Source organism: Streptomyces sp. Ag109_G2-15, assembly GCF_900215565.1.
Classification (GTDB): Bacteria; Actinomycetota; Actinomycetes; order Streptomycetales; family Streptomycetaceae; genus Streptomyces; species Streptomyces diastatochromogenes.
The window spans coordinates 208,289-226,532 of sequence record NZ_OCNI01000002.1 but is presented as its reverse complement, the minus strand read 5'-3'; the positions used below and the strand labels follow the sequence as shown (position 1 = coordinate 226,532).

Genomic DNA, 18,244 nt, shown 5'->3' with positions numbered 1-18,244 from the left:
GGCATCCGGTCGACGGCGGTCCGTCGACGGTTCATGACCCCCGGACCCTAGGTCCTCGGACTCATGGATGATCTGTGGGGAATATCACGAGCAACGACCTACCTACTGGTCGGTATGGTCTCGGGGAGCCGCAACAACAGGAGGCGTGATGTCCACGACCAACCGCCAGATCCGTCTGGCAGCCCGCCCCGTGGGCGAAGTGAAACCCGAAGACTGGGAGCACTGTTCCGCACCGCTCACGGAACCGGGTCCGGGCCGGTTCGCGGGCCGGACCCGCGTCATCTCCCTGGACCCGGCCATGCGGGGCTGGCTGGACGACCGCCCCTCCTACCTGCCGCCAGTGGGCATCGGGGAGGTGATGCGCGCAGGATCGGTCATTGAGGTCACCGCATCCAATCACCCCGACTTCCAGCCCGGCGACCACGTGGTCGGCACGTTCGGCGTCCAGGAGCACGTGGTCTCCGACGGCCGGGGCGCCCTGAAGATCGACACCTCCCTCGCCCCGCCCTCGACGTATCTGGGAGTGCTGGGCATGCCCGGCATGACCGCCTACTTCGGCCTGCTGGACGTCGGCGCGCTGCAGGACGGCGAGACCGTCGTGGTGTCGGGGGCGGCAGGCGCGGTCGGCACCATCGCGGGTCAGATCGCGAAGGCCAAGGGCTGCCGCGTCGTGGGCATCGCCGGCGGGCCGGAGAAGTGCGCCATGCTCACCGACGAACTGGGATTCGACGCGGCGATCGACTACCGAGCCGAAGACGTCAGAAAGGCGCTGCGCGAGCACGCCCCCGACGGCATCGACGTCTACTTCGACAACGTCGGAGGGGACATCCTGGACGCCGCCCTGACCCGGCTCGCGATGCACGCGCGCGTTGTGGTCTGCGGCGCGATCAGCCAGTACAACAACGCCACGCCGGTCAAGGGCCCCTCCAACTACCTCTCGCTGCTGGTGCGCCGCGCCCGCATGGAGGGCTTCGTCGTCTTCGACTACGCCAAGCGCTACGCGGAGGCGGCGCAGGAGATCTCCGCCTGGATCGGCGCCGGCCGCATCAAGGTCAAGGAACACGTGGTGAGGGGCACCGTCGACGACTTCCCCGCGACCTTGCAGATGCTCTTCCGCGGCGAGAACGTCGGCAAGCTCGTGCTGGAGCTGGCATGACCGCCGCTGAGAGCGGGTCCGTCGCCCCGTGGGAAGAGCAGAAGGACGGCGTCTCGCTCCAGGGAAAGGTGGCGATCGTCACCGGCGCTGCCAGCGGACTGGGCCGGGCCTCGGCGCTGGCACTGGCGAGGGCGGGCGCGCGCGTGGTCGTCGCCGACCTCGACGCGCAGGGCGGGCGGGAGGTGGCCGACATGGTCGACGGCCACTTCCGCGCCTGTGACGTCTCCGACCTCGACGCCAACCGCGCCCTGGTGGAGTTCACCCAGGAGCGGTACGGCGGTGTCGACATCGCACTGCTCAACGCGGGCGTGGCGACCGGATGCGGCGTCGGCGAGGACTTCGACCTGGTGCGCTACCGCCGGGCGATGGGTGCCAACCTCGACGGCGTGGTCTTCGGCACCCACGCGGTCCTGCCCGCGCTGAGGGCCCGCGGCGGAGGATCGATCGTGGCGACCGCTTCCCTGGCGGGCCTGGCGGCGGTGCCGCTCGATCCGCTGTATGGGGCCAACAAGCACGCGGTCGTGGGACTCGCACGCTCTCTGGGGCCGGCTCTCGCGCCGGAGAACGTGCGCTTCAACGCGGTCTGCCCAGGGTTCGCCGAGTCGCGCATCATCGACCCCCTGCGCGGCATGCTCTCCGAGCAGGGTCTGCCGGTCATCCCGGCCGAGGTCGTCGCGGACACGGTGCTGCGGATCGTCGCCGGCGACGGCACCGGGGAGTGCTGGTTCATCCAGGCCGGCCGCGAACCGGAGCCGTTCCGCTTCCGCAACGTCCCCGGCCCGGCCAAGCCCGTCGGCGTCTGAGACGTTTCCGGGGGTGGGTCCTGCGAACGGCCGGGCCCGCCCCCACCGGCGTGCGGAATCAACCCGAGTGGCCTCCAGTAACTTGAGGTAATCAGAGAAGAGGACCCACTCCATAGACTTGACTGACTCCAAAGAAGGCGTACGGTCGAAAGAGAGAAGGCAACCGTCCCCTGAAGGGTGCCCGCATGACCCGCACCATCGCCCGGGATTCCCGCTCGGGCGGAGCGATCCCTGACACGGCCGCCCCCGGCCCGTTCGGGACCGGGACCTGGACTCTTGCCGTGGTCGCCGACCGCGTGCGGTCTGGCGAGGACCGCCGTACGCGACGTACTGCCCCGATGGGATCTCGGCGATCTCGTCCCGGTCGCCGAACTGTTGGTGAGCGAGCTGGTGTGCAATGCGCTGCGGCATGGCGCCGGCCCGCTGCGCCTCACCCTCGAGCGGGTCCCGGATGTGCGCTGTACGGTCAGCGACGGTTCCACGCAACCTCCGCGACTCTCCGACGCCGGCTCCGAGGACGAGGGCGGCCGCGGACTGGCACTCGTGGACATGCTGGCCGCACGGTGGGGCTACGAGCGCGGCCTGCCCTTGGGGAAGACCGTATGGTTCGAACTCTCCGCCGGGGCGGACGAGCCGGGGCCGGGCGGAGGGGATTCCTCGGACGAGCAGAGCGCACTGTGGAGGGACGGGAGCGTCGTGAACGGCCCGGTGGCACTGAGGGGCGGCTGGAGAGGCGAGGCAGCATGACAACCGCGACGACTGGCGAGGAGCCGATGGCGCTGGCGGCGGCACGCCTGCGCACGGCAGGCATGCGGGTGACCGCGCAGCGCATGGCGCTGCTGATGGCGGTCTCCGAGTCGGCCGGCCACCTCGACGCCGACGCCCTGCGCGAGCGCGCCCAGCGGGTCACGGGTGGCCTGTCCCTGCAGGCCACCTACAACGTGCTGCGCGCGCTCACGGACGCCGGTCTGGTCCGGTGCACCCAGATCCCCGGTCACCCGGCCCGCTACGAGATCGAGCATCACGACAACCACCACCACTTCGTGTGCCTCCGCTGCGCCGCCATCCGTGACGTGGAATGCTCGGTGGGTGCGGCTCCCTGCCTGGAACCGCGGCTTCCCAAGGAGTACGACATCCAGGAGGCCGCCGTGACCTTCTGGGGTCTGTGCCCCGACTGCCGGGCTGTCACCCCGGCGCCCTGACTACTGGACGAGCTCCCAGTCCTGCGAGCCGTCCGTGAGCGCGTTCTGCAAGGTCGGCTGTGCCCCGGCGGACGCACCGGTCAGGTACAGGTTCGTGTTCTTGACGGACTGCAGCTTGTAGAACCCGTCGCTGGTCTTGACGAGGTTCCAGCTGCCGGTGGCGCTGTTGTCCACCCACTGGCCGATCTTCTGTCCCACCGTCGCGTTGCCCGTCCAGATGGCTGCCGCGCGGCCGCCCGCCTTGTTGAGCAGGGTGGCACCGCCGTTGGGCTCGGTCACGACGTGCCAGAACTGGGTGTCGGCGTCCGCCGCCGAGCCGGGGGCCTCCAGACGGACGTCGGGAACGTCGCCGTTGCCGATGTTCGCGTCGTTGGTCTTGCCGCCGGTACCGATCACCTGATCCGTCTTCCGGTTCACCAGCTGGTAGTAGGCGCCGTCCGAGTGACCGAGATCGACCTCGGCGAACTTGAGCGTCGACGTGCCCTGGTTGTTGAGTATCGAGATGTGGCCGGTGCCCTCGACGTACTGCAGGTTGCGGCTGTAGCCGGCCTGAGAGGTCGTCTGGTACTCCTTCCACACGCCGTCGCTGCGTCCGCTCTCGTTGACCCACACGTTGCCGCTGCCCGCGGCGTCGTAGACCAGTCGTCCCCCGGGGAGCCTGATGATCACCGGGCTGCCACCCGTCGAGAGGGCGTGTGAACCGGTGTCGACCGGCAGTGAGTTGACGCCCGTGCCGGTGGGCGAGCCGGTGTAGAACGTCAGCGGGTCGTCGGAGATCCGGTATCTGGTGTTGGCTCCGCCGCCCCAGTACTCGTAGGTGAGGAGCCACTTGCCGTCCGTCGTGCGGACGACGTTGGCCATGCCCGGTCGCCCGCCTCCGATCTCCGTCTTCCCGCCGCCCATGTCCTGGGTCAAGCCGGCGATGTCGACGACGGGGTCGCTCCACTGCGCACTACGGCCGTCCCAGGTCCTGTGCGCGAGGATCTGGCCGTGCGAGTCCGGGGCGGTGTCGTTCGCCGGGTCCGGTGTGGGGACGCCGGTGGTCGGATCGAAGCCGGTGTAGTCGTTCTCGTCGGAGTAGTAGCAGACGAGTTTGCCCTTGTAGACCATCAGGTAGGGCTCCCAGAGGGGATCCACCTGATGGTTCGTGTTGGCGTTCGCGATGTTCTGCCGACCGCGCCGGCGCTGCCGCCCTGCCAGCCGCCGGTCGCGACGACGTTGAGGATCTTCCAGTTCGCACCTTCGTCGGTGCTGGAGTACAGGGCGATCGCGAGGTCCTTGCGGTCCCCGTCGTTGGACGGTGTCCAGTTCGGGTCGGCCGCCTTGTGCTCCTTGTAGTAGTAGTCGTCGCCCGAGACGACGCTCGCGAGGAGCAGCGTGCCCTGCTTCAGGTTCCCGACGTCCTGCGGAAGCACGTAGAGATACGGGTTGGTCCAGTTGCTGGTGTACTTCGCGTACTGAGGGTCGTCGGACAGGTAGGCCGGAGCCTTGACCTCGGACAGCGGCTGCCACGACGTGCCATCGTCGTCGCTCTTGTAGACCGGCAGGGTCTGCTTGTCGGCGCTTCCCGTCTCCGTCACGACGGTGGACTTCTCGAACGACGCCACCAGACGTCCGCTCGGCAGTTGCGCCGACTTGGGGTAGATCGCGCAGTTGCCCCGTCCCTTCAGGCAGGGTTCGCTCCCGAGCTGGTACAGGGTGCCGCCCGTCGGGTTGTACGCCTGCGCACCGGACGCGGGTACGGCCAGCAACGCGGACGCTGCGGCGAAGGTTCCCAACGTCTTCACCAGCGTTCTTCTCTGCATGGTTCCTCCTTCGGGGATGACCACGGTGGTGCCCGGGTCAGGAGCAGGTGTCTGCTTCGGGGGTCGGGGCGGTGCCGGTGTCGGCCACGACGAGGACCCGTACGTCCCACGGGCCGAGGTCCAGTGCCGTGCCGGCCGGTGCGGGACTGTCGTTCAGGACGTCGGTCAGGTCCACCGGGGTGTGAGCGCGCGCGGGTTCCCAGCTCCAGTTGTGCACGATGTGGACGCGGCGTCCGTCGGGGAGGTGCCGGTCGTCGCGGTCACGGAGGCGGGGAGATCCCGCCACCCGCTGCGCTGAGCCGGAGCGATCCAGGTGGCGAGCGCCCGGGCGAGGTCACGGCCGGGCACGGTGCCCACGCAGGTGATGCGACCGGCGCCGTGGCGGCGGGTGGTGACGGCGGGCCAGCGCCCGAAGTGCGGGTGGTCGTAGGAGGCCAGCACGTCGGCGTCGACGACCGTGAGACCCTCGGTCCAGCGCGTCGCCGTCGCACCGTCGGGCACGACGAGCGGGCCGCCGGGCACGGCACGGACCACGACGTCCCGCACCAGGTTGCTGAATTCGTCGTAGCGGACCCCGGCTGCCTCGGCGAGCCGCCCGGGGGCCGGTTCGAGCCGGGCGCGGGCCTCGTGGTCGGCGTACCCGGTGCGCGGGCCGAGGACGAGGTGGCCGCCCGCGTGGGCGTAGGCGACGAGCCAGTCGAGCGTGGCGTCGGCGACGACGTACAGGGCCGGGACGACGAGGACCGGGTGGCGTCGCGCGGCCTCCTCGGGCGTCATCCCCTCCCGCTGCCCGCTGGGGTCGTGCAACTGCCGGGCATGCACGATCCGTACCTGGCGGCCCGCGTCGAAGGCGCCACGGTAGAAGGGGTCGAAGATCCGGTGGTACGCGGCGGGATCCGGTTCGCCCCCGGAGGTCGCGAGCGGTGGGTACTTCTGCATCAGCCACTTGCTCGGCATCGAGTAGACCAGCGCGATGTCGGCGTCCGGCTCGATCCCCGCGACGAGCGGGCCCGCCTTGTCGAACTCGGCTCCCAGGCGGGCCAGTTCGGCGTACGTACGGCCTGGCTGCCCGCTGTGCGGCAGGACACCGCCCCAGTAGGTCTCCGCGCCGAGGCGCAGCGTCTGCCACTGCCAGTACTCGATCATCCGGGCTCCGCGAGCGACGTGCGCCCACGCGGCCTGCCGCCACTGGCCGTCGTAACCGGGGCGGTTGTCCCAGGCAAAACCGATGGAGTTCGCGTTGGTCTCGGTGACCAGGAACGGTGCCTGGCGGGAGGAGAACATCCAGTCGGCGGTCTGGTACATCGACCACACCCCGGTGGTCTTCCAGATCTGCTCGTGGTTCTCGGGCGTGGGATCGGGGAGCAGCAGGCCGTCCTGCATGTCGTAGTACGGGTTGCCGGAGGCGATGTCGAGACGGTCCGTCATCTCGTCGTCCTCCACCCCCTGGCGGGTGTAGGAGATACAGGTGGTGACGAACTGCTCGGGGCGCGCGTACTCGCGGACGATGTCGGCCTGCCAGCCGATGAACTCGGTGACCTGGCGGGCCTGGAACTCCCGCCAGGCGACGTCGTACTGGGGCTGCTCGTTGCCGTCCGGCGTCCACAGGTCGGCCCATGTCGACAGCCGGTGCGACCAGTAGACCAGGCCCCATTCACGGTTGAGGGTCTCGACGTCTGCGTACTTCTCGCGCAGGTGGTCCACGAAGCGCTGGAAGACACCGTGGTTGTGGAAGAGGTGCAGACCCGGTTCGTTGTCGACCTGCCATCCGATGAGCGCCGGGTGGTCGGCGTAGCGGGCGGCCATCCTGCGGATGACCCGCTCGGCGTGGAAGCGGTAGCCGGGGTGGGTGAAGTCGACCTCCTGGCGAGCGCCCCAGCCGATCCGCTCACCGGTGCGCCGCTCGCCGGTGATCTCCGGGTACTGCCGGGCCAACCACGGTGGCGCGGCGTAGGTCGGCGTGCCGAGGATGACGGAGATGCCGCGTTCGTGGGCGCCGTCGAGGACCGGCTGGAGCCAGTCGAGGTCGAACTTGCCGTTCTCCGGCTCCCAGGTCGACCAGACCGACTCGCCGACCCGGATCACGGTGAAGTTCGCTTCGACCATCAGGTCGAGGTCGGTCTTCAGCCGTTCGTCGGGCCGCAGCCCGGGATCGTAGGCGGGCGTGTACTCGTGGTAGTACGCGGCGCCGAAGAGGACGCGGGCGGGCAGGACCGCCATAAGGGGAACCTCCGAAGAATCGATGGGGCCAGAGGGCCGGCGGTGATGCCGGCAATGCGTCACTGCTTGACGCCGCCGGTGGCCAGACCGCTCTGCCAGTACCGCTGCAGGAGCAGGAAGGCGACGACGAGCGGGACGATGGAGATGAGGGAGCCGGTCACGACGAGCGCGAGCATGTTGCTGTTCGCGCCGGCCCCGCCGCCGACGGCCTGGGACGCCCAGGAGGAGAGCCCGACCGTGACGGGGTACAGGCGCGGGTCGTTGAGCATGATCAGCGGTAGGAAGTAGTTGTTCCAGGTCGCGACGAGCGTGAAGAGCACGACGGTCACCAGGCCCGGGGCCAGCAGTCGCAGGGCGATCTGGAAGAAGATCCGCAGCTCACCGGCACCGTCGATGCGCGCGGCCTCCAAGATGCTGTCCGGGACCGCGTCCTGGGCGTAGACGCGCATGAGGTAGAGGCCGAACGGGCTGACGAGCGAGGGCAGGACGATGGCCCAGGGGGTGTTGACCAGGTCCGCCTTCGCGAAGAGCAGATAGGTCGGAATGGCCAGGGCGGTGGTGGGGATCATGACGGCGCCGAGCACCAGGGAGAAGGCGGCGTTGTTGCCCCGGAACCGGTACTTGGCGAACCCGTAGCCGGCGGCGGCCGCCAGGAGCGCGGCACCGACCGCACTGCCGACGGAGTACAGGATGGTGTTGAGCAGCCAGTGGAGGAAGACCCCGTCGTCGTGCGTCAGCGTCTCCCGGATGTTCTCGAGCAGTTGCGGAGCGTGCGAGAACCACAGCCCGAAGCTGTTGAACAGGTCCTGGGTGCTCTTGGTCGAGGCGACGGCGAGCCAGAACAACGGCAGCAGGAAGTAGGCCAGGACGGCCAGCATGACGATGGTCAGCGGTGTGCTGCGACGCCGGGCCGACCGCCGGCGCCACCGGTGAGCCGCCCGGGGCGCGCCGGTTGCGGTGGCGGTCACGGCCGCTCGGGACGTGGCCGGGGGAGTCGTGGTCGTCATGACGTCCTCCTGCGGTTCGCGGTGAACAGGACGGCGTAGGAGAAGATCACGATGACCAGGCCCAGGAGGAAGGACACCGCGGCCGAGTAGTTGACCTGCTGGCCGGTGAAGGCGAGGGAGTAGGCGTAGAGGTTCGCGGTGTACGAAGAGTCGATGACGTCGGGCGCGATGGGCTGCAGCAGCTTCGGCTCGTTGAACAGCTGGAAGCTGCCGATCACGGAGAACAGAAGGGTGAGCAGGAGCGCCGGGCGCAGGGCCGGGAGCTTGATCGACCAGGCGATCCGCCAGGCGCCGGCGCCGTCCATCGCGGCGGCCTCGTACAGCTCCTGGGGGATCGTGCGCAGGGCCGCGTACAGAATGATCATGTTGTAGCCGACGAACTCCCAGGTCACGACGTTCGCCAGGCTGCCGAGCAGCCATCCGTCGCTGAGGAAGTGCGGGACCGGCAGGCCGAGTTTCCTGCTCAGCTGGGCGAACGGCCCGAAGTCCGGCCCGTAGAGGTAGCCCCACATGAGGGTGGCGACCACGCTCGGGACGGCGTAGGGGACGAAGATGCCCAGGCGGATCACCCGTGCGAGCCGCAACAGGCCGCTGTCGAGCGCGAGCGCGAAGCCGAGGGCCAGCAGAAGCATCAGCGGGACCTGGATCACGAAGAACGCCGCGACCCGCAGAACCCCTTCCCTCAGGAGCGGGTCCTCCAGGGCGGTCACGTAGTTGTCCAGCCCGACGAACGTGTTCCCGCCGATGAGCCTCTCCTGGAACAGGCTGAGGTAGGCGGCGTAGCCGAGCGGGGTGAGGAACATGAGCAGGAACAGCACCATGAACGGTGCGACGAACAGCGGACCTGCCGCACCATGACGCAGGCCACCGAGCCGGTGACGCTTCGGCCCCGCTCGGCGCGGGGCCTCGGTGGAGGCCGCGGTCGTGGCAGTCATCATCGGGCCTTTCTGACGGGAGAGGGACTGGCCGGACGCGGGGCCCGTTCTCCTGGCGGAGAGCGTCGGAGCATGGGACCCGCCGGACCTCACGGAGCCTGGACGGTGAAGCCCTGGGCCTTGGCGTAGGTGGTCAGCCGCGTCTGCCACGCGTCGAGCGCGGCGACGGAGTCCTTCTTCTTGGCGAGGGACGTGCCGACGGTCTCGGTCCAGTCGGTGACGGCCTGGTCGAGGAACGGTGGCCACTGGAAGTCGCGGCTGACCGTCTCGCCGATCCGGGCGAACACCTGGTTGACCTTCTGTCCGCCGTAGAAGGCGGGTGCGTCACCGGCGAAGGCCGGGTCCGCGAGCAGTCGCTTCGTCGCCGGGAAGAACGACTGCTTGGTGTTGAGCAGCTGCGCGCTTTCGGGGTCGCTGTTGAGGAACTGCGCGAACACCGCCGCAGCGATCGGGTTCTTGGTCGCCTTGATGACGGCGCTGGTCGAACCGCCCCAGTTGCCCGAACTCGGCTTCGCAGCGTCCCACTGCGGCAGGGGGGCCGCCCGCCATTTGCCCGCGGTGGACTTGGCCGAGCCGGCGAGGAAGACCGGCCCCCACGCGGCGGTGATCCAGGTCGCGTACTTGCCCCTGTTCAGGGCGGAGAACCAGGCGTCGGTGAAGTCCGGCTCGACGCCGATGACACCCGCCTGAGCCAGCCCGCCCCAGTAGGCCGCGAGCTTTTTGGAGATCGCGTCGTCGACGTCGATGGAGACGTTGCCCTTGCCGGAGGTCGCGTAGGGCTTGGCCCCCGCCTGCCAGAGCAGACCGTGCCACGCGGCCGCCTCGTTGGCGGCCAGGTTGGTGATATAGACGTCCGGGTCGGCCTTGTGCAGCCTGCGCGCCGCGGCGGCGAAGTCGTCCCAGGTCTTCGGCGGCTCGATGCCGTGCTTGTCGAAGATGTCCGCCCGGTACAGCATGCCCATCGGACCGGTGTCCTGCGGGATCGCCCAAATCTCCCCCTCGGGACCGCTGACCTGTCCCCATGTCCAGTCGACGAACGTGTCCTTCAGACTGGACGCGCCGTAGGGGCGCAGGTCCAGAAGACTGTCCGTGATCGTGAACGTCGGAATGGCCTGGTACTCCATCTGCGCCACGTCCGGGGCACCCTTGCCGGCCTTGATCGCCGTGCGCAGCTTCGTGTAATGCTGCACGCCCTGGCCCGCGTTGACGACCTTGACCTTGATGGCCGGGTACTTCTTCTCGAACAGCGCGACCTCCTGCTCGATGCCCGGGACCCACGTCCAGAACGTCAGCTCGGTCGGAGTCTTCATCGCCTTGTCGATGTCGGCCTGGCCGACCGGCTTCGTGGAGGAGCCGGAGCCTCCGCCGTCGCTGCCGCCGCCGCAGGCGGACAGTGCGGCACCCAGGGACACCGCTCCCGCTGCGGTGAGGAAGAGCCGGCGGCTCATCTGGGAGGGGCTGGGGGTGGAGCTGGATCTGCGCATGGTGAACTCCCGCCGGTGGATGAGGGGATGGCACGCCGGGCGAGGGCGTGCGAAACGAGGGTGACGAGAAGGAAGGAGGCTCGAACGTGACGGCCAGGACATGGAGGTCGCCATGGCGCGGGTGCACGTCCTCGCGGACTTCGCCCGTCGGGCCTCCACCTGCCGTAGTGGTGGCAGCGCGTGACCGGGGAAGTAACGGGGTGGAGCAGAGAGCCGGCGCGGCAGACCGCTCAGCGGCTACCGCGTGAAGGGTGCGGTCGAGGAAGAGATGAGGGGAGCAGAGGTCGGTACGGTGGCTCGCCTCGCGCTCCCGTGCCCGGTGGTGAAGGCCGCTGCCCGGGCTGGTCCGTCGTGGTCAGTTTTGGGTGGAGGTGCCTCCGTTCAGGGGCGGGCTGTGCCGGCCCCCACTGGGACGGGAGACGGTGCGCCGACCACGACCTGGGGTCATCCGGGGCGGTGGGGGCGCGGTCGAGGCCCGGACCACGAGGTCGACCGGTGGATCACTGGCCGGCAAGGGGTCCGCCTGTGGGTTCTCGATGGAGTGCACGAGGCGTTTGAGTCCCTCCTGGGCCACGGCGTCGAAGGGCTGACGCATCGTGGTGAGAGGGGGATTCACATAGGCGGCGACGGGGATGTCGTCGAAGCCGACGACGCTGACGTCGTCCGGCACGCGCCGGCCGGCTTCCGCCAGCGCGCGAATGAGGCCGATCGCCATGTCGTCGTTGGCTGCGAACACCGCCGTCATGTCGCCGTCGGAGGCCAGTTCGTGGCCCGCCGCGTAGCCGGACGCGGCCGACCAGTCGCCCTCGACGACGGGCGGCACCGTCCTGCCGTGCGCGGCGAGCGCAGCCCGCCAGCCCTCCAGCCGGTCCCGGGCGGCGTACCACCGCTGCGGACCGGCGAGGTGGTGGACAGTGGCGTGCCCCAGGTCCAGCAGGTGCTCGGTGGCCGCACGTGCCATCAGAGCGGCGCCTACGCCCGCGGCCAACGCCCTGGGCGCGGGCAAGGGCGGCGCGCCGAGGACGAGTATGGGTACGTCGACAAGGCCTGAGAGGTCTCCGTCGTGCCCGTCGTCGATCGGCTCGGAGATGACGATGCCGTCCACGCCCTGGTCGAGAAGCGAGTCCACGGCACCGGCGACTCCGGCCGGGTCGCCTTCCACGGTGTTGACCACACGGAGGGCGTACCCCCTGTCCCGTACGGCGCGCTCCACCCCCATGATCAGTGAGGCAGGCCCGTACAGGGCGGTTCCCAGTGTCACCACGCCGATGGACCGTGTACGTCCGGAGGCCAGTGCCCGGGCCGCGTTGTTCAGCCGGTAGCCCAGTTCCTCGGCCGCCTCCAGAACGCGTCGGCGCACCTCGGCCGAGACGTACGGCTCGTCGTTGAAGACCCGGGACACCGTCTTCTGCGAGACGCCCGCCAGCCGGGCCACGTCCACACTGCGCGGTGCGCCGGAACTCCCGCCCCGTCCTGCCCCTCGCGTCATGGTGTCTCCCGCCGATCGTGATCAGTGCCGGTGCCAGCCTATGTCCGTCTGACTGCGCTGACATGTCTACGCAGTCATAAGGTGGCCGTCAAGGGTCTGGACGCGCATTCGTAACTTGCTCCGCCGATCCGACCCACGCAGGCGGCGGCAATCTCGGGCCCTTCCGGGTTGGGTGCCGGTGTGTGTGCCTCACACCTTGACGGCCTTGCTCTGCCTGCGTAGACATGCGTGTGGGTCGGAGCGGTGGCGAGTGCCGCTTGGTGGCTGTGCGCGGTGGTGGTGACCTCACCCGTGTATCGCGAGCCTGGGAGCGGGGAGGTCGAGCTTGCCGTCGGCGATCAGGTCGGCCGGCTGGGGCAGGGCATCCGTGGAACGGACGGTCGGGTCGATGCCGGTGCGTCGCACGGCCGGAAGCGTGTCGGAGGAACGCGGTTGAGGTGCGGCGATCAGCCCGGCACACTCGCCCGATGAGCCACAGCGCACAGCAGCTGGGACGGACCCTGGTACCGCGTCAGCACGGAGCACTTCGAAGCCGCATTTCTGCCCAACGCCGACGAGGACCTGGAGGCCGTGGACAACGTCGATGTCTTCGTGGACCTCAAGGACGGCTCCCGCTGGAGCGCCACCGTCATCACCCTGGCCCAGGTCGAAGCCATCATGGCGCGATGGGCCGAGAGCGGCGAAGCCCTCGCAGGCCGCTACTTCTGGTGCTCGGACGGACTCATAGTCCGCGACGCCGGCATCAGCAGCATGACTGAGATCCTGGTCGGCCTGGTCGAGAACGACGAGTTCGCGCAGGTCCTTCACTGCCTTGATGACTGACCCCGGGTTCCTCAACCGAGCCATCTCGCCCTGAAAACCCTGTCCCTAACTTGATCTCGTAGGCCCACCGGCCCGTCTGCAGTTGCGCCACCGGGCGGACTCTCCTGCCCTGCCCTGCCCAATCCAAGCCGGGGTGGGTGGGTTGTTCGGTGGGACGGGGGCCATTACCTGGGGGGTAATCGCGTGGCCGGGCGGGGCGCGGCAAGGTGGAGTCATCGGGTTCCGGGCCGGCGCACTCCGGCCCGGGGCCCGGGCCAACTGACTTCATTACTGAGCCGCTTCACCAAAAGGGAGTCCCGCCATGTCGATCTACGCTGCCGCCGTCGTCCGCTACTTCGAGGCGTGGAACGCCACCGACGCCGAGGCGCTCGCCAAGGCCGTTGCCGCGGCCTGGACCGAGGACGGCACCTACACCGACCCGCTGGCCGACGTGCGCGGCCACGAGGGGATCGCCGCGGTGATCCGGGCCGCGCAGGAGCAGTTCCCCGGCTTTGAGTTCAGGCTGGCCGGTGAGGTGGACGGCAACCATCACATCGCCCGCTTCGGCTGGGAGCTGGTGTCCACCGCCGACGGCTTGGCGCCGGTCGCCGGTTCGGACGTGGTCACCCTGGCCGAGGATGGCCGGATCACCTCCGTCCTCGGCTTCCTCGACCGGCTCCCCGAGGCATGAACCTTCGCCCGGGGCACGTTCGATGAGGCTCTGCTCGATGTCGTGTCGCAGGCGGCACGGCTGCGGGAGCTGCCGGCGACGGTCGCGGAGGAGGAGGCCGGATTGCAGCCGACCGCAGAGCCTCAGGTGAAGGCGGCGGAGGAGCAAGGTGCGGGCTGACACCGTCACCCGCCGGGAAGCGGCGCAGGACACCTGAACACGGCGGACGGCGACGAGGCCCGGTGAGGGGGTTGATGCTCGGCCCGGACCCAGTGCGTGCGGGGTGCGGGAAGCGCGGCGGTTCAGCGCGGAGCCGCGAGGAACCCGTCGATCACGCGCCGGGCCTTGGCCGTTGCGTCGTCGGCGCCGAGACGCAGGGCGATGTTGGCGGCGGTGAGCACCGCGTCGATCTGGAACGCGGTGAGCTCGGCGTCCACGCCGGCGATCTCCTCGGCGCCTACGGCCTCCCGCAGTTCGCCGGAGAGGGTGTCGAGCCAGTCCCGGTGGTGGCCGGACAGGGTGTCGCGGACCTTTCCCGGGCGGCTGTCGAAGTCGGCTAGGTTCGCGGCCCAGAAGCAGCCGCCGGGGAACAGCGGTGCCTCGGCGTAGGCGATCCAGTGCTCGGTCAGGGCGCGCAACCGTGCCGCGCCGCGGGGGGCGGACCAGGCGGTGCGCACCACCGCGTCGAGGAATGCCTCGCGTGCGGATTCCGCGGCGGCGACCTGCAGCCGCTCCTTCGTCCCGAACAGGGTCTGGACGCCGCTCTTGCTCAGCCCGAGGTCGGTGGCCAGCCGGCCGATACTGAGCCCGCTCAGCCCTTCCAGGGAGGCCACGTCGGCAGCGTGGCGGGCGATCGTCTGCCGGGTCTGCGCACCGCGCAGGAGGCGCCGGTCGGATGTACCGGCCGTACCCGCCGCGTCCGTTGCCCGTGCCGTGCCCGGGACCGACTCCATGGCCGCGCCGGTGCCCGGCCGCTCATCTGCCAGTTCGCTCACGATCCCCATCCTGCCACACTTGCAGTAAACGTACGACCGGTCGTACGTTTACTGCATGACCATCACAGAGAACTCCTCCCGAGGCGACCGGGGACCTGATCCCTCCCGGCTCTCCCGCCTCTCCGGGTCCTCGGGGGCCACCCATGCCCCGGGGGCCCCGCTCACCGAGGAATCCGACCCCTTCTGTCTCTCGCCCGCGAGCGCCGCGGGCCTGCTCGCCGGTGCGCCCTGGGAACGGTTCGCGGTGATCGGCGACAGCCTCTCGGCGGGGACCGGAGACCCGAGCCCGGGGTACGGCGCCTCGGGGTGGGCCGAGCGCGTCGAGGGTGTCCTGCGGCGCGTGCGGCCCGCGACCGCGTACCTGAACACGGCCGAGATCGGGGCGACCACCGCGGACACCCTGGCGAGGCAGGCGGACCGGATGATCGCGTTCCGCCCTGATCTGGTCCATGTCCCCAGCGGTGCCAACGACTTGATCTGCACGGCACCCGATTTCACGGGCATCGAGCGGGAGTTAAGGCACCTGTTCGAACTCGCGGCAGGCACGGGGGCCCGGGTGACCGTCTTCACGCTGGGCAGGGCCTTCGTGGTGCGGAAGTACCCGGACTGGCCGGACAGGGTGCGCCGGGTCAACGCCATCACCCGCCAACTGGCCGCGGACCACGACGCGGTGCTCGTCGAAATGTGGGACCACCCGGTCAATTCCCGGCCGGACCTGCTGAGCGCAGACCGCATCCACTTCGCATCCTCTGGCCAGGCCGTGATGGCCGCCGAGTACGTCAGAGCCCTCGCGGGCGTGCTCGACGCGCGGCAAGGAGGTGCCGACCCGGGCGTGCTCGGCTCGCGCCAAGTAGGGGTCGGCATAGGCGTGTTGGACGCGCGTCAGCCAGGTGACCGGAAAGCGAGCAGGGGAGACAGAGCGTGAAGGACATCGGCGAGCCGGCCCGGAACCGGACCACCGCTCCGCGCACCCCGCCGTACACCGCGTCCTCGCCCGCCGGCCCGCCGGCCGGTCCGGCCACCGGCGCGACCGCGGCCCGCACGCCGTGGCCGGCGGTGGCCATCGCGATGGCCGGGGCGTTCATGGCGATCCTCGACTCCTTCATCGTGATCGTCGCCGGACCGGCGGTCCAGGCCGACCTGGGCGCGAGCCGCGGCGAGTTGCAGTGGATCATGGCGGGCTATCAGCTCACGTACGCCGTCTTCCTCGTCGTCGGCGGACGCCTCGGCGACATGTTCGGGCGCAAGCGCATGTTCGTCGTCGGCACGACGCTGTTCACGCTGGCATCGGTCGGCTGCGCCCTCTCGCAGGCGGCGGGCGGCCTCATCGTGGCGCGTCTGGTGGAGGGTCTGGGGGCGGCGTTGATGCTCCCTCAGGTCTTCGCCCTCATCACCGTGCTGGTCGGCGAGAAGGACCGGCACCGCGCCTTCGGCCTGCTCGGAGTCGTGCTCGGGCTCGCCACCGTCGGCGGCCAGCTCATCGGGGGACTGCTGATCGGCGCCGACCTGTTCGGCTCCGGCTGGCGACCGGTGTTCTGGATCAACGTCCCGGTCGGCGTCGTCACCGTCCTGCTCGCGGCCAGGCGTCTGCCCGAATCCCGGGTGGCGCGCGCCCGGAGGCTCGACCTCCCCGGGGTCGCGGTCCTCAGTGCCGCGCTGTTCCTGCTCGCCTTCCCGCTCATCCAGGGCCGGGAAGCAGGCTGGCCCTGGTGGACCTGGGCCTGCTTCGCCGCGAGTGGCCTCGCCTTCGCTCTCTTCGTCCGGACCGAACGCAGGACCGCCGAGCGCGGCGGTGACCCCCTCGTGAGGATGTCCCTCTTCGCCACACGGTCGTTCTCCGTCGGCATCGTCCTTGTCCTCACCCTCTACGCCGTCATCACCTCGTACTACCTGGTCCTGTCGATCGCCCTCCAGGACGGACTCGGCATGTCGGCCCTGGGAGCCGGGCTGGTGTACACCCCGGCGGCGGTGACCTTCTTCGTCCTCAGCCTGGTCGCGAGCAGGCTCGTACCGAAGTACGGCCGCCGCGTTCTCGAAGCCGGGGCGGTGGCTCTTGCGTCCGGCTATGCGTCGACCGCGCTCGTCCTGGCCGGCGGCCTCCCGTTCACGCCCGCAGTGGTGATCCCGACGCTCATGCTGCAGAGCCTCGGCGGTGGGCTGCTCATCACTCCCTCGCTCAACGCCGTTCTGACCCGGATCGACCCCGACGACGCGGGCATCGCCTCCGGAGTCCTCTCCACCGCCCAGCAGATCGGTGCCGCACTCGGCGTCGCCGGGATCGGCGTCGTCTTCTTCCACTCCTTCCACCCCTCCGCGCACCGCGTCCCAGGCGACTTGGCCCGCGTGACAGACGCGGCGGCGCACGCACTGGCGATGTCCTCCCTGTTCACCCTCGCCCTCGCCGTCGCAGCGACCGTCCTGGTCCACCTGCTCCCCAGGAGCCGGAGCACCGGCGGCGGCACGGGGTGAGGCACGCGCGGGCGGACGTGTTCGCCGGGTCACACGCGCCGGAGTCCCTCGGCGCGGCCGCAGCGGGACCGCGTTCAGGATCTGTCCAGGTGCAAACCGCCGTACTCCGACAGCGTGTGTCGTCGGCGCGGTCCGTGTCCCGAGCGCCCCCGGGCCCCAGGGGGCGCGGGCTCCCGCGACCTTGTGTCCCGGCGTCCGCGTACGTCTCCCCACGTCCGTGACACGGGACTGCGCACCGTCATTCGCTCGACGAGGCCGAGGTGCGGGGTGCCACCTGTCGTGTCGGCGTCGCCGTGAGGGCGGGGCCCCCATGACTTTGGTCAAGGGGGATCGGTGTTGGTGTTGGGCGCGGGAGACCGAGTCGGCCAGGGCAGCGAACCCGGACAGGAAGAAGGCTCGCTTGAGCCCTTGTTGCCCCGCTGGGAGGGCTGGTCGCTCTGGGCCGAGGAGCCCGCTCCTCGTTGCTGGGGCGAGGCCGGCGTAGGCGGCGAGGTGGGCGGCGGACGGGAAACTGGTGCCGTCGTCGACGTCGATGAGGATGCGGGCTCCGGTCCTGGTGCCCATGCCGGGCATGGACATCAGGACCGGGGGAAGAGGGTGGGCCGCCAGGAGCTCTTCGATCCGGTGGGCGAAGAGTGTGCGCTGGTCGAGGACGGCTTGGAGCGAGTCGGCGAGGCTGCGCACGATCAGCGCGGCAGCGTCGTGCCCGGGACGATGACGGTCTGTTCGTCGAGCGCGGTGAAGACGTCGTCGATCAGCCGTTCGGCCGTGCGGGGCGCCTTCGGGCGGATCAGGGCGATGAGCCGTCGGCGTCCGCCCTTGCGGGTCTGAGCCGGGGAGCCGAACTGGCTGAGCAGTTTCAGCACGGCCGGGTGCTGCATGGCGGGCCAGGACACGTTCGAGGTGCGGGGGACCTGGGTGAACAGGCCGCGGTGCCGCTGGGACAGGCGGGTTGCCTCGGCGGCGAGGTCGTCGTCGAACCCGACGATCATCTCCAGTTCGGCGACGGTGGTGTCGTACAAGTCGAGGGAACGCAGGGTGCGCGGCATGGCGCGGGCGGCGTGCCCGATGATGAACGCGTCGCAGGTGACGGCCATTTGCAGAGCCCCGATCGTGGCCGGCTGGTCGACGACCACGAGGACTGTGCCGTGCTTGGCCTGCAGTTTCCACGGTGTATGAGACACGGAAGAACCGGCCGATCAGGGGCT

General features: G+C 70.0%; 14 protein-coding genes and 3 pseudogenes. 8 read left to right on the top strand and 9 right to left on the bottom strand.

Annotation, left to right across the window (positions count from 1 at the left end; genetic code table 11):
- The first annotated feature begins 148 nt into the window (after nucleotides 1–148).
- The 4 genes from CRP49_RS37530 (at nucleotide 149) to CRP49_RS37515 (ending at nucleotide 3,161) form a co-directional block, all read left to right on the top strand.
- On the top strand, nucleotides 149–1,156 hold the full coding sequence (locus tag CRP49_RS37530; RefSeq protein WP_179851970.1) for an NADP-dependent oxidoreductase: 1,008 nt from the start codon (nucleotides 149–151) through the stop codon (nucleotides 1,154–1,156).
- Nucleotides 1,153–1,959: an SDR family NAD(P)-dependent oxidoreductase gene (locus CRP49_RS37525; RefSeq protein ID WP_097257890.1), complete on the top strand. Its 807-nt coding sequence runs from the start codon at nucleotides 1,153–1,155 to the stop codon at nucleotides 1,957–1,959. Before CRP49_RS37530 ends, CRP49_RS37525 begins: the two co-directional genes overlap by 4 nt.
- Before the next feature lie 276 nt (nucleotides 1,960–2,235).
- Nucleotides 2,236–2,706 carry an ATP-binding protein gene (locus tag CRP49_RS37520; protein ID WP_097257889.1) on the top strand — a complete coding sequence of 157 codons (471 nt, stop codon included), beginning with the start codon at nucleotides 2,236–2,238 and terminating at the stop codon, nucleotides 2,704–2,706.
- Complete coding sequence (locus CRP49_RS37515) at nucleotides 2,703–3,161, top strand: Fur family transcriptional regulator (RefSeq protein ID WP_097257888.1); 459 nt, start codon at nucleotides 2,703–2,705, stop codon at nucleotides 3,159–3,161. The genes CRP49_RS37520 and CRP49_RS37515 overlap by 4 nt, the downstream gene beginning before the upstream one ends.
- Here the strand turns inward: CRP49_RS37515 and CRP49_RS37510 are convergent.
- The 6 genes and pseudogenes from CRP49_RS37510 to CRP49_RS37485 all read right to left on the bottom strand — a co-directional run bounded on the left by CRP49_RS37510 (nucleotide 3,162) and on the right by CRP49_RS37485 (nucleotide 12,101).
- A pseudogene (locus tag CRP49_RS37510) lies at nucleotides 3,162–4,966 on the bottom strand (RICIN domain-containing protein).
- Nucleotides 4,967–5,003: 37 nt separating this feature from the next.
- Nucleotides 5,004–7,186: pseudogene (locus CRP49_RS37505) on the bottom strand (beta-galactosidase).
- Nucleotides 7,187–7,245: 59 nt separating this feature from the next.
- Nucleotides 7,246–8,193, bottom strand: coding sequence for a carbohydrate ABC transporter permease (locus tag CRP49_RS37500; protein WP_097257887.1), 948 nt, complete (start codon nucleotides 8,191–8,193; stop codon nucleotides 7,246–7,248).
- Nucleotides 8,190–9,128, bottom strand: a complete 939-nt coding sequence (locus CRP49_RS37495) for a carbohydrate ABC transporter permease (protein ID WP_097259231.1) — start codon at nucleotides 9,126–9,128, stop codon at nucleotides 8,190–8,192. Before CRP49_RS37495 ends, CRP49_RS37500 begins: the two co-directional genes overlap by 4 nt.
- Nucleotides 9,129–9,217: 89 nt before the next feature.
- Nucleotides 9,218–10,612: an ABC transporter substrate-binding protein gene (locus tag CRP49_RS37490; RefSeq protein WP_097257886.1), complete on the bottom strand. Its 1,395-nt coding sequence runs from the start codon at nucleotides 10,610–10,612 to the stop codon at nucleotides 9,218–9,220.
- Between the two features lie 355 nt (nucleotides 10,613–10,967).
- Complete coding sequence (locus CRP49_RS37485; protein ID WP_097257885.1) at nucleotides 10,968–12,101, bottom strand: LacI family DNA-binding transcriptional regulator; 1,134 nt, start codon at nucleotides 12,099–12,101, stop codon at nucleotides 10,968–10,970.
- 540 nt (nucleotides 12,102–12,641) lie between these two features.
- Between CRP49_RS37485 and CRP49_RS37480 the strand changes: the two genes are divergently transcribed.
- Together CRP49_RS37480 and CRP49_RS37475 are read left to right on the top strand one after the other, a co-directional pair.
- Nucleotides 12,642–12,923 carry a hypothetical protein gene (locus CRP49_RS37480; protein WP_097257884.1) on the top strand — a complete coding sequence of 94 codons (282 nt, stop codon included), beginning with the start codon at nucleotides 12,642–12,644 and terminating at the stop codon, nucleotides 12,921–12,923.
- Between the two features lie 301 nt (nucleotides 12,924–13,224).
- Complete coding sequence (locus tag CRP49_RS37475) at nucleotides 13,225–13,593, top strand: nuclear transport factor 2 family protein (protein WP_097257883.1); 369 nt, start codon at nucleotides 13,225–13,227, stop codon at nucleotides 13,591–13,593.
- Between the two features lie 281 nt (nucleotides 13,594–13,874).
- Here the strand turns inward: CRP49_RS37475 and CRP49_RS37470 are convergent, their stop codons facing one another.
- Nucleotides 13,875–14,567 (bottom strand): TetR/AcrR family transcriptional regulator, encoded by a 693-nt coding sequence (locus CRP49_RS37470; RefSeq protein ID WP_257033756.1) that lies wholly within the window; start codon nucleotides 14,565–14,567, stop codon nucleotides 13,875–13,877.
- A gap of 55 nt (nucleotides 14,568–14,622) precedes the next feature.
- Here CRP49_RS37470 and CRP49_RS37465 point away from each other — a divergent pair, with 55 nt between their 5' ends.
- Both CRP49_RS37465 and CRP49_RS37460 read left to right on the top strand, forming a co-directional pair.
- Entirely contained in the window at nucleotides 14,623–15,492 is an 870-nt protein-coding gene (locus CRP49_RS37465) for an SGNH/GDSL hydrolase family protein (protein ID WP_097257882.1), read from the top strand.
- Nucleotides 15,489–17,036: an MFS transporter gene (locus CRP49_RS37460; protein WP_257033755.1), complete on the top strand. Its 1,548-nt coding sequence runs from the start codon at nucleotides 15,489–15,491 to the stop codon at nucleotides 17,034–17,036. Before CRP49_RS37465 ends, CRP49_RS37460 begins: the two co-directional genes overlap by 4 nt.
- Before the next feature lie 426 nt (nucleotides 17,037–17,462).
- On the opposite strand, the pseudogene CRP49_RS49405 reads toward CRP49_RS37460, so the two are convergent.
- Nucleotides 17,463–17,600: pseudogene (locus tag CRP49_RS49405) on the bottom strand (transposase); the annotation flags it as partial.
- Nucleotides 17,601–17,722: 122 nt separating this feature from the next.
- On the bottom strand, nucleotides 17,723–18,220 hold the full coding sequence (locus CRP49_RS49400; protein ID WP_373560420.1) for a transposase: 498 nt from the start codon (nucleotides 18,218–18,220) through the stop codon (nucleotides 17,723–17,725).
- Between the last annotated feature and the right edge of the window lie 24 nt (nucleotides 18,221–18,244).

Coding starts and splice junctions, on each gene's coding strand:
- CRP49_RS37530 (WP_179851970.1), top strand. CDS start 149: ATGTCCACGACCAACCGCCAGATCCGTCTGGCAGCCCGCCCCGTGGGC.
- CRP49_RS37525 (WP_097257890.1), top strand. CDS start 1,153: ATGACCGCCGCTGAGAGCGGGTCCGTCGCCCCGTGGGAAGAGCAGAAG.
- CRP49_RS37515 (WP_097257888.1), top strand. CDS start 2,703: ATGACAACCGCGACGACTGGCGAGGAGCCGATGGCGCTGGCGGCGGCA.
- CRP49_RS37500 (WP_097257887.1), bottom strand. CDS start 8,193: ATGACGACCACGACTCCCCCGGCCACGTCCCGAGCGGCCGTGACCGCC.
- CRP49_RS37495 (WP_097259231.1), bottom strand. CDS start 9,128: ATGACTGCCACGACCGCGGCCTCCACCGAGGCCCCGCGCCGAGCGGGG.
- CRP49_RS37490 (WP_097257886.1), bottom strand. CDS start 10,612: ATGCGCAGATCCAGCTCCACCCCCAGCCCCTCCCAGATGAGCCGCCGG.
- CRP49_RS37485 (WP_097257885.1), bottom strand. CDS start 12,101: ATGACGCGAGGGGCAGGACGGGGCGGGAGTTCCGGCGCACCGCGCAGT.
- CRP49_RS37475 (WP_097257883.1), top strand. CDS start 13,225: ATGTCGATCTACGCTGCCGCCGTCGTCCGCTACTTCGAGGCGTGGAAC.
- CRP49_RS37465 (WP_097257882.1), top strand. CDS start 14,623: ATGACCATCACAGAGAACTCCTCCCGAGGCGACCGGGGACCTGATCCC.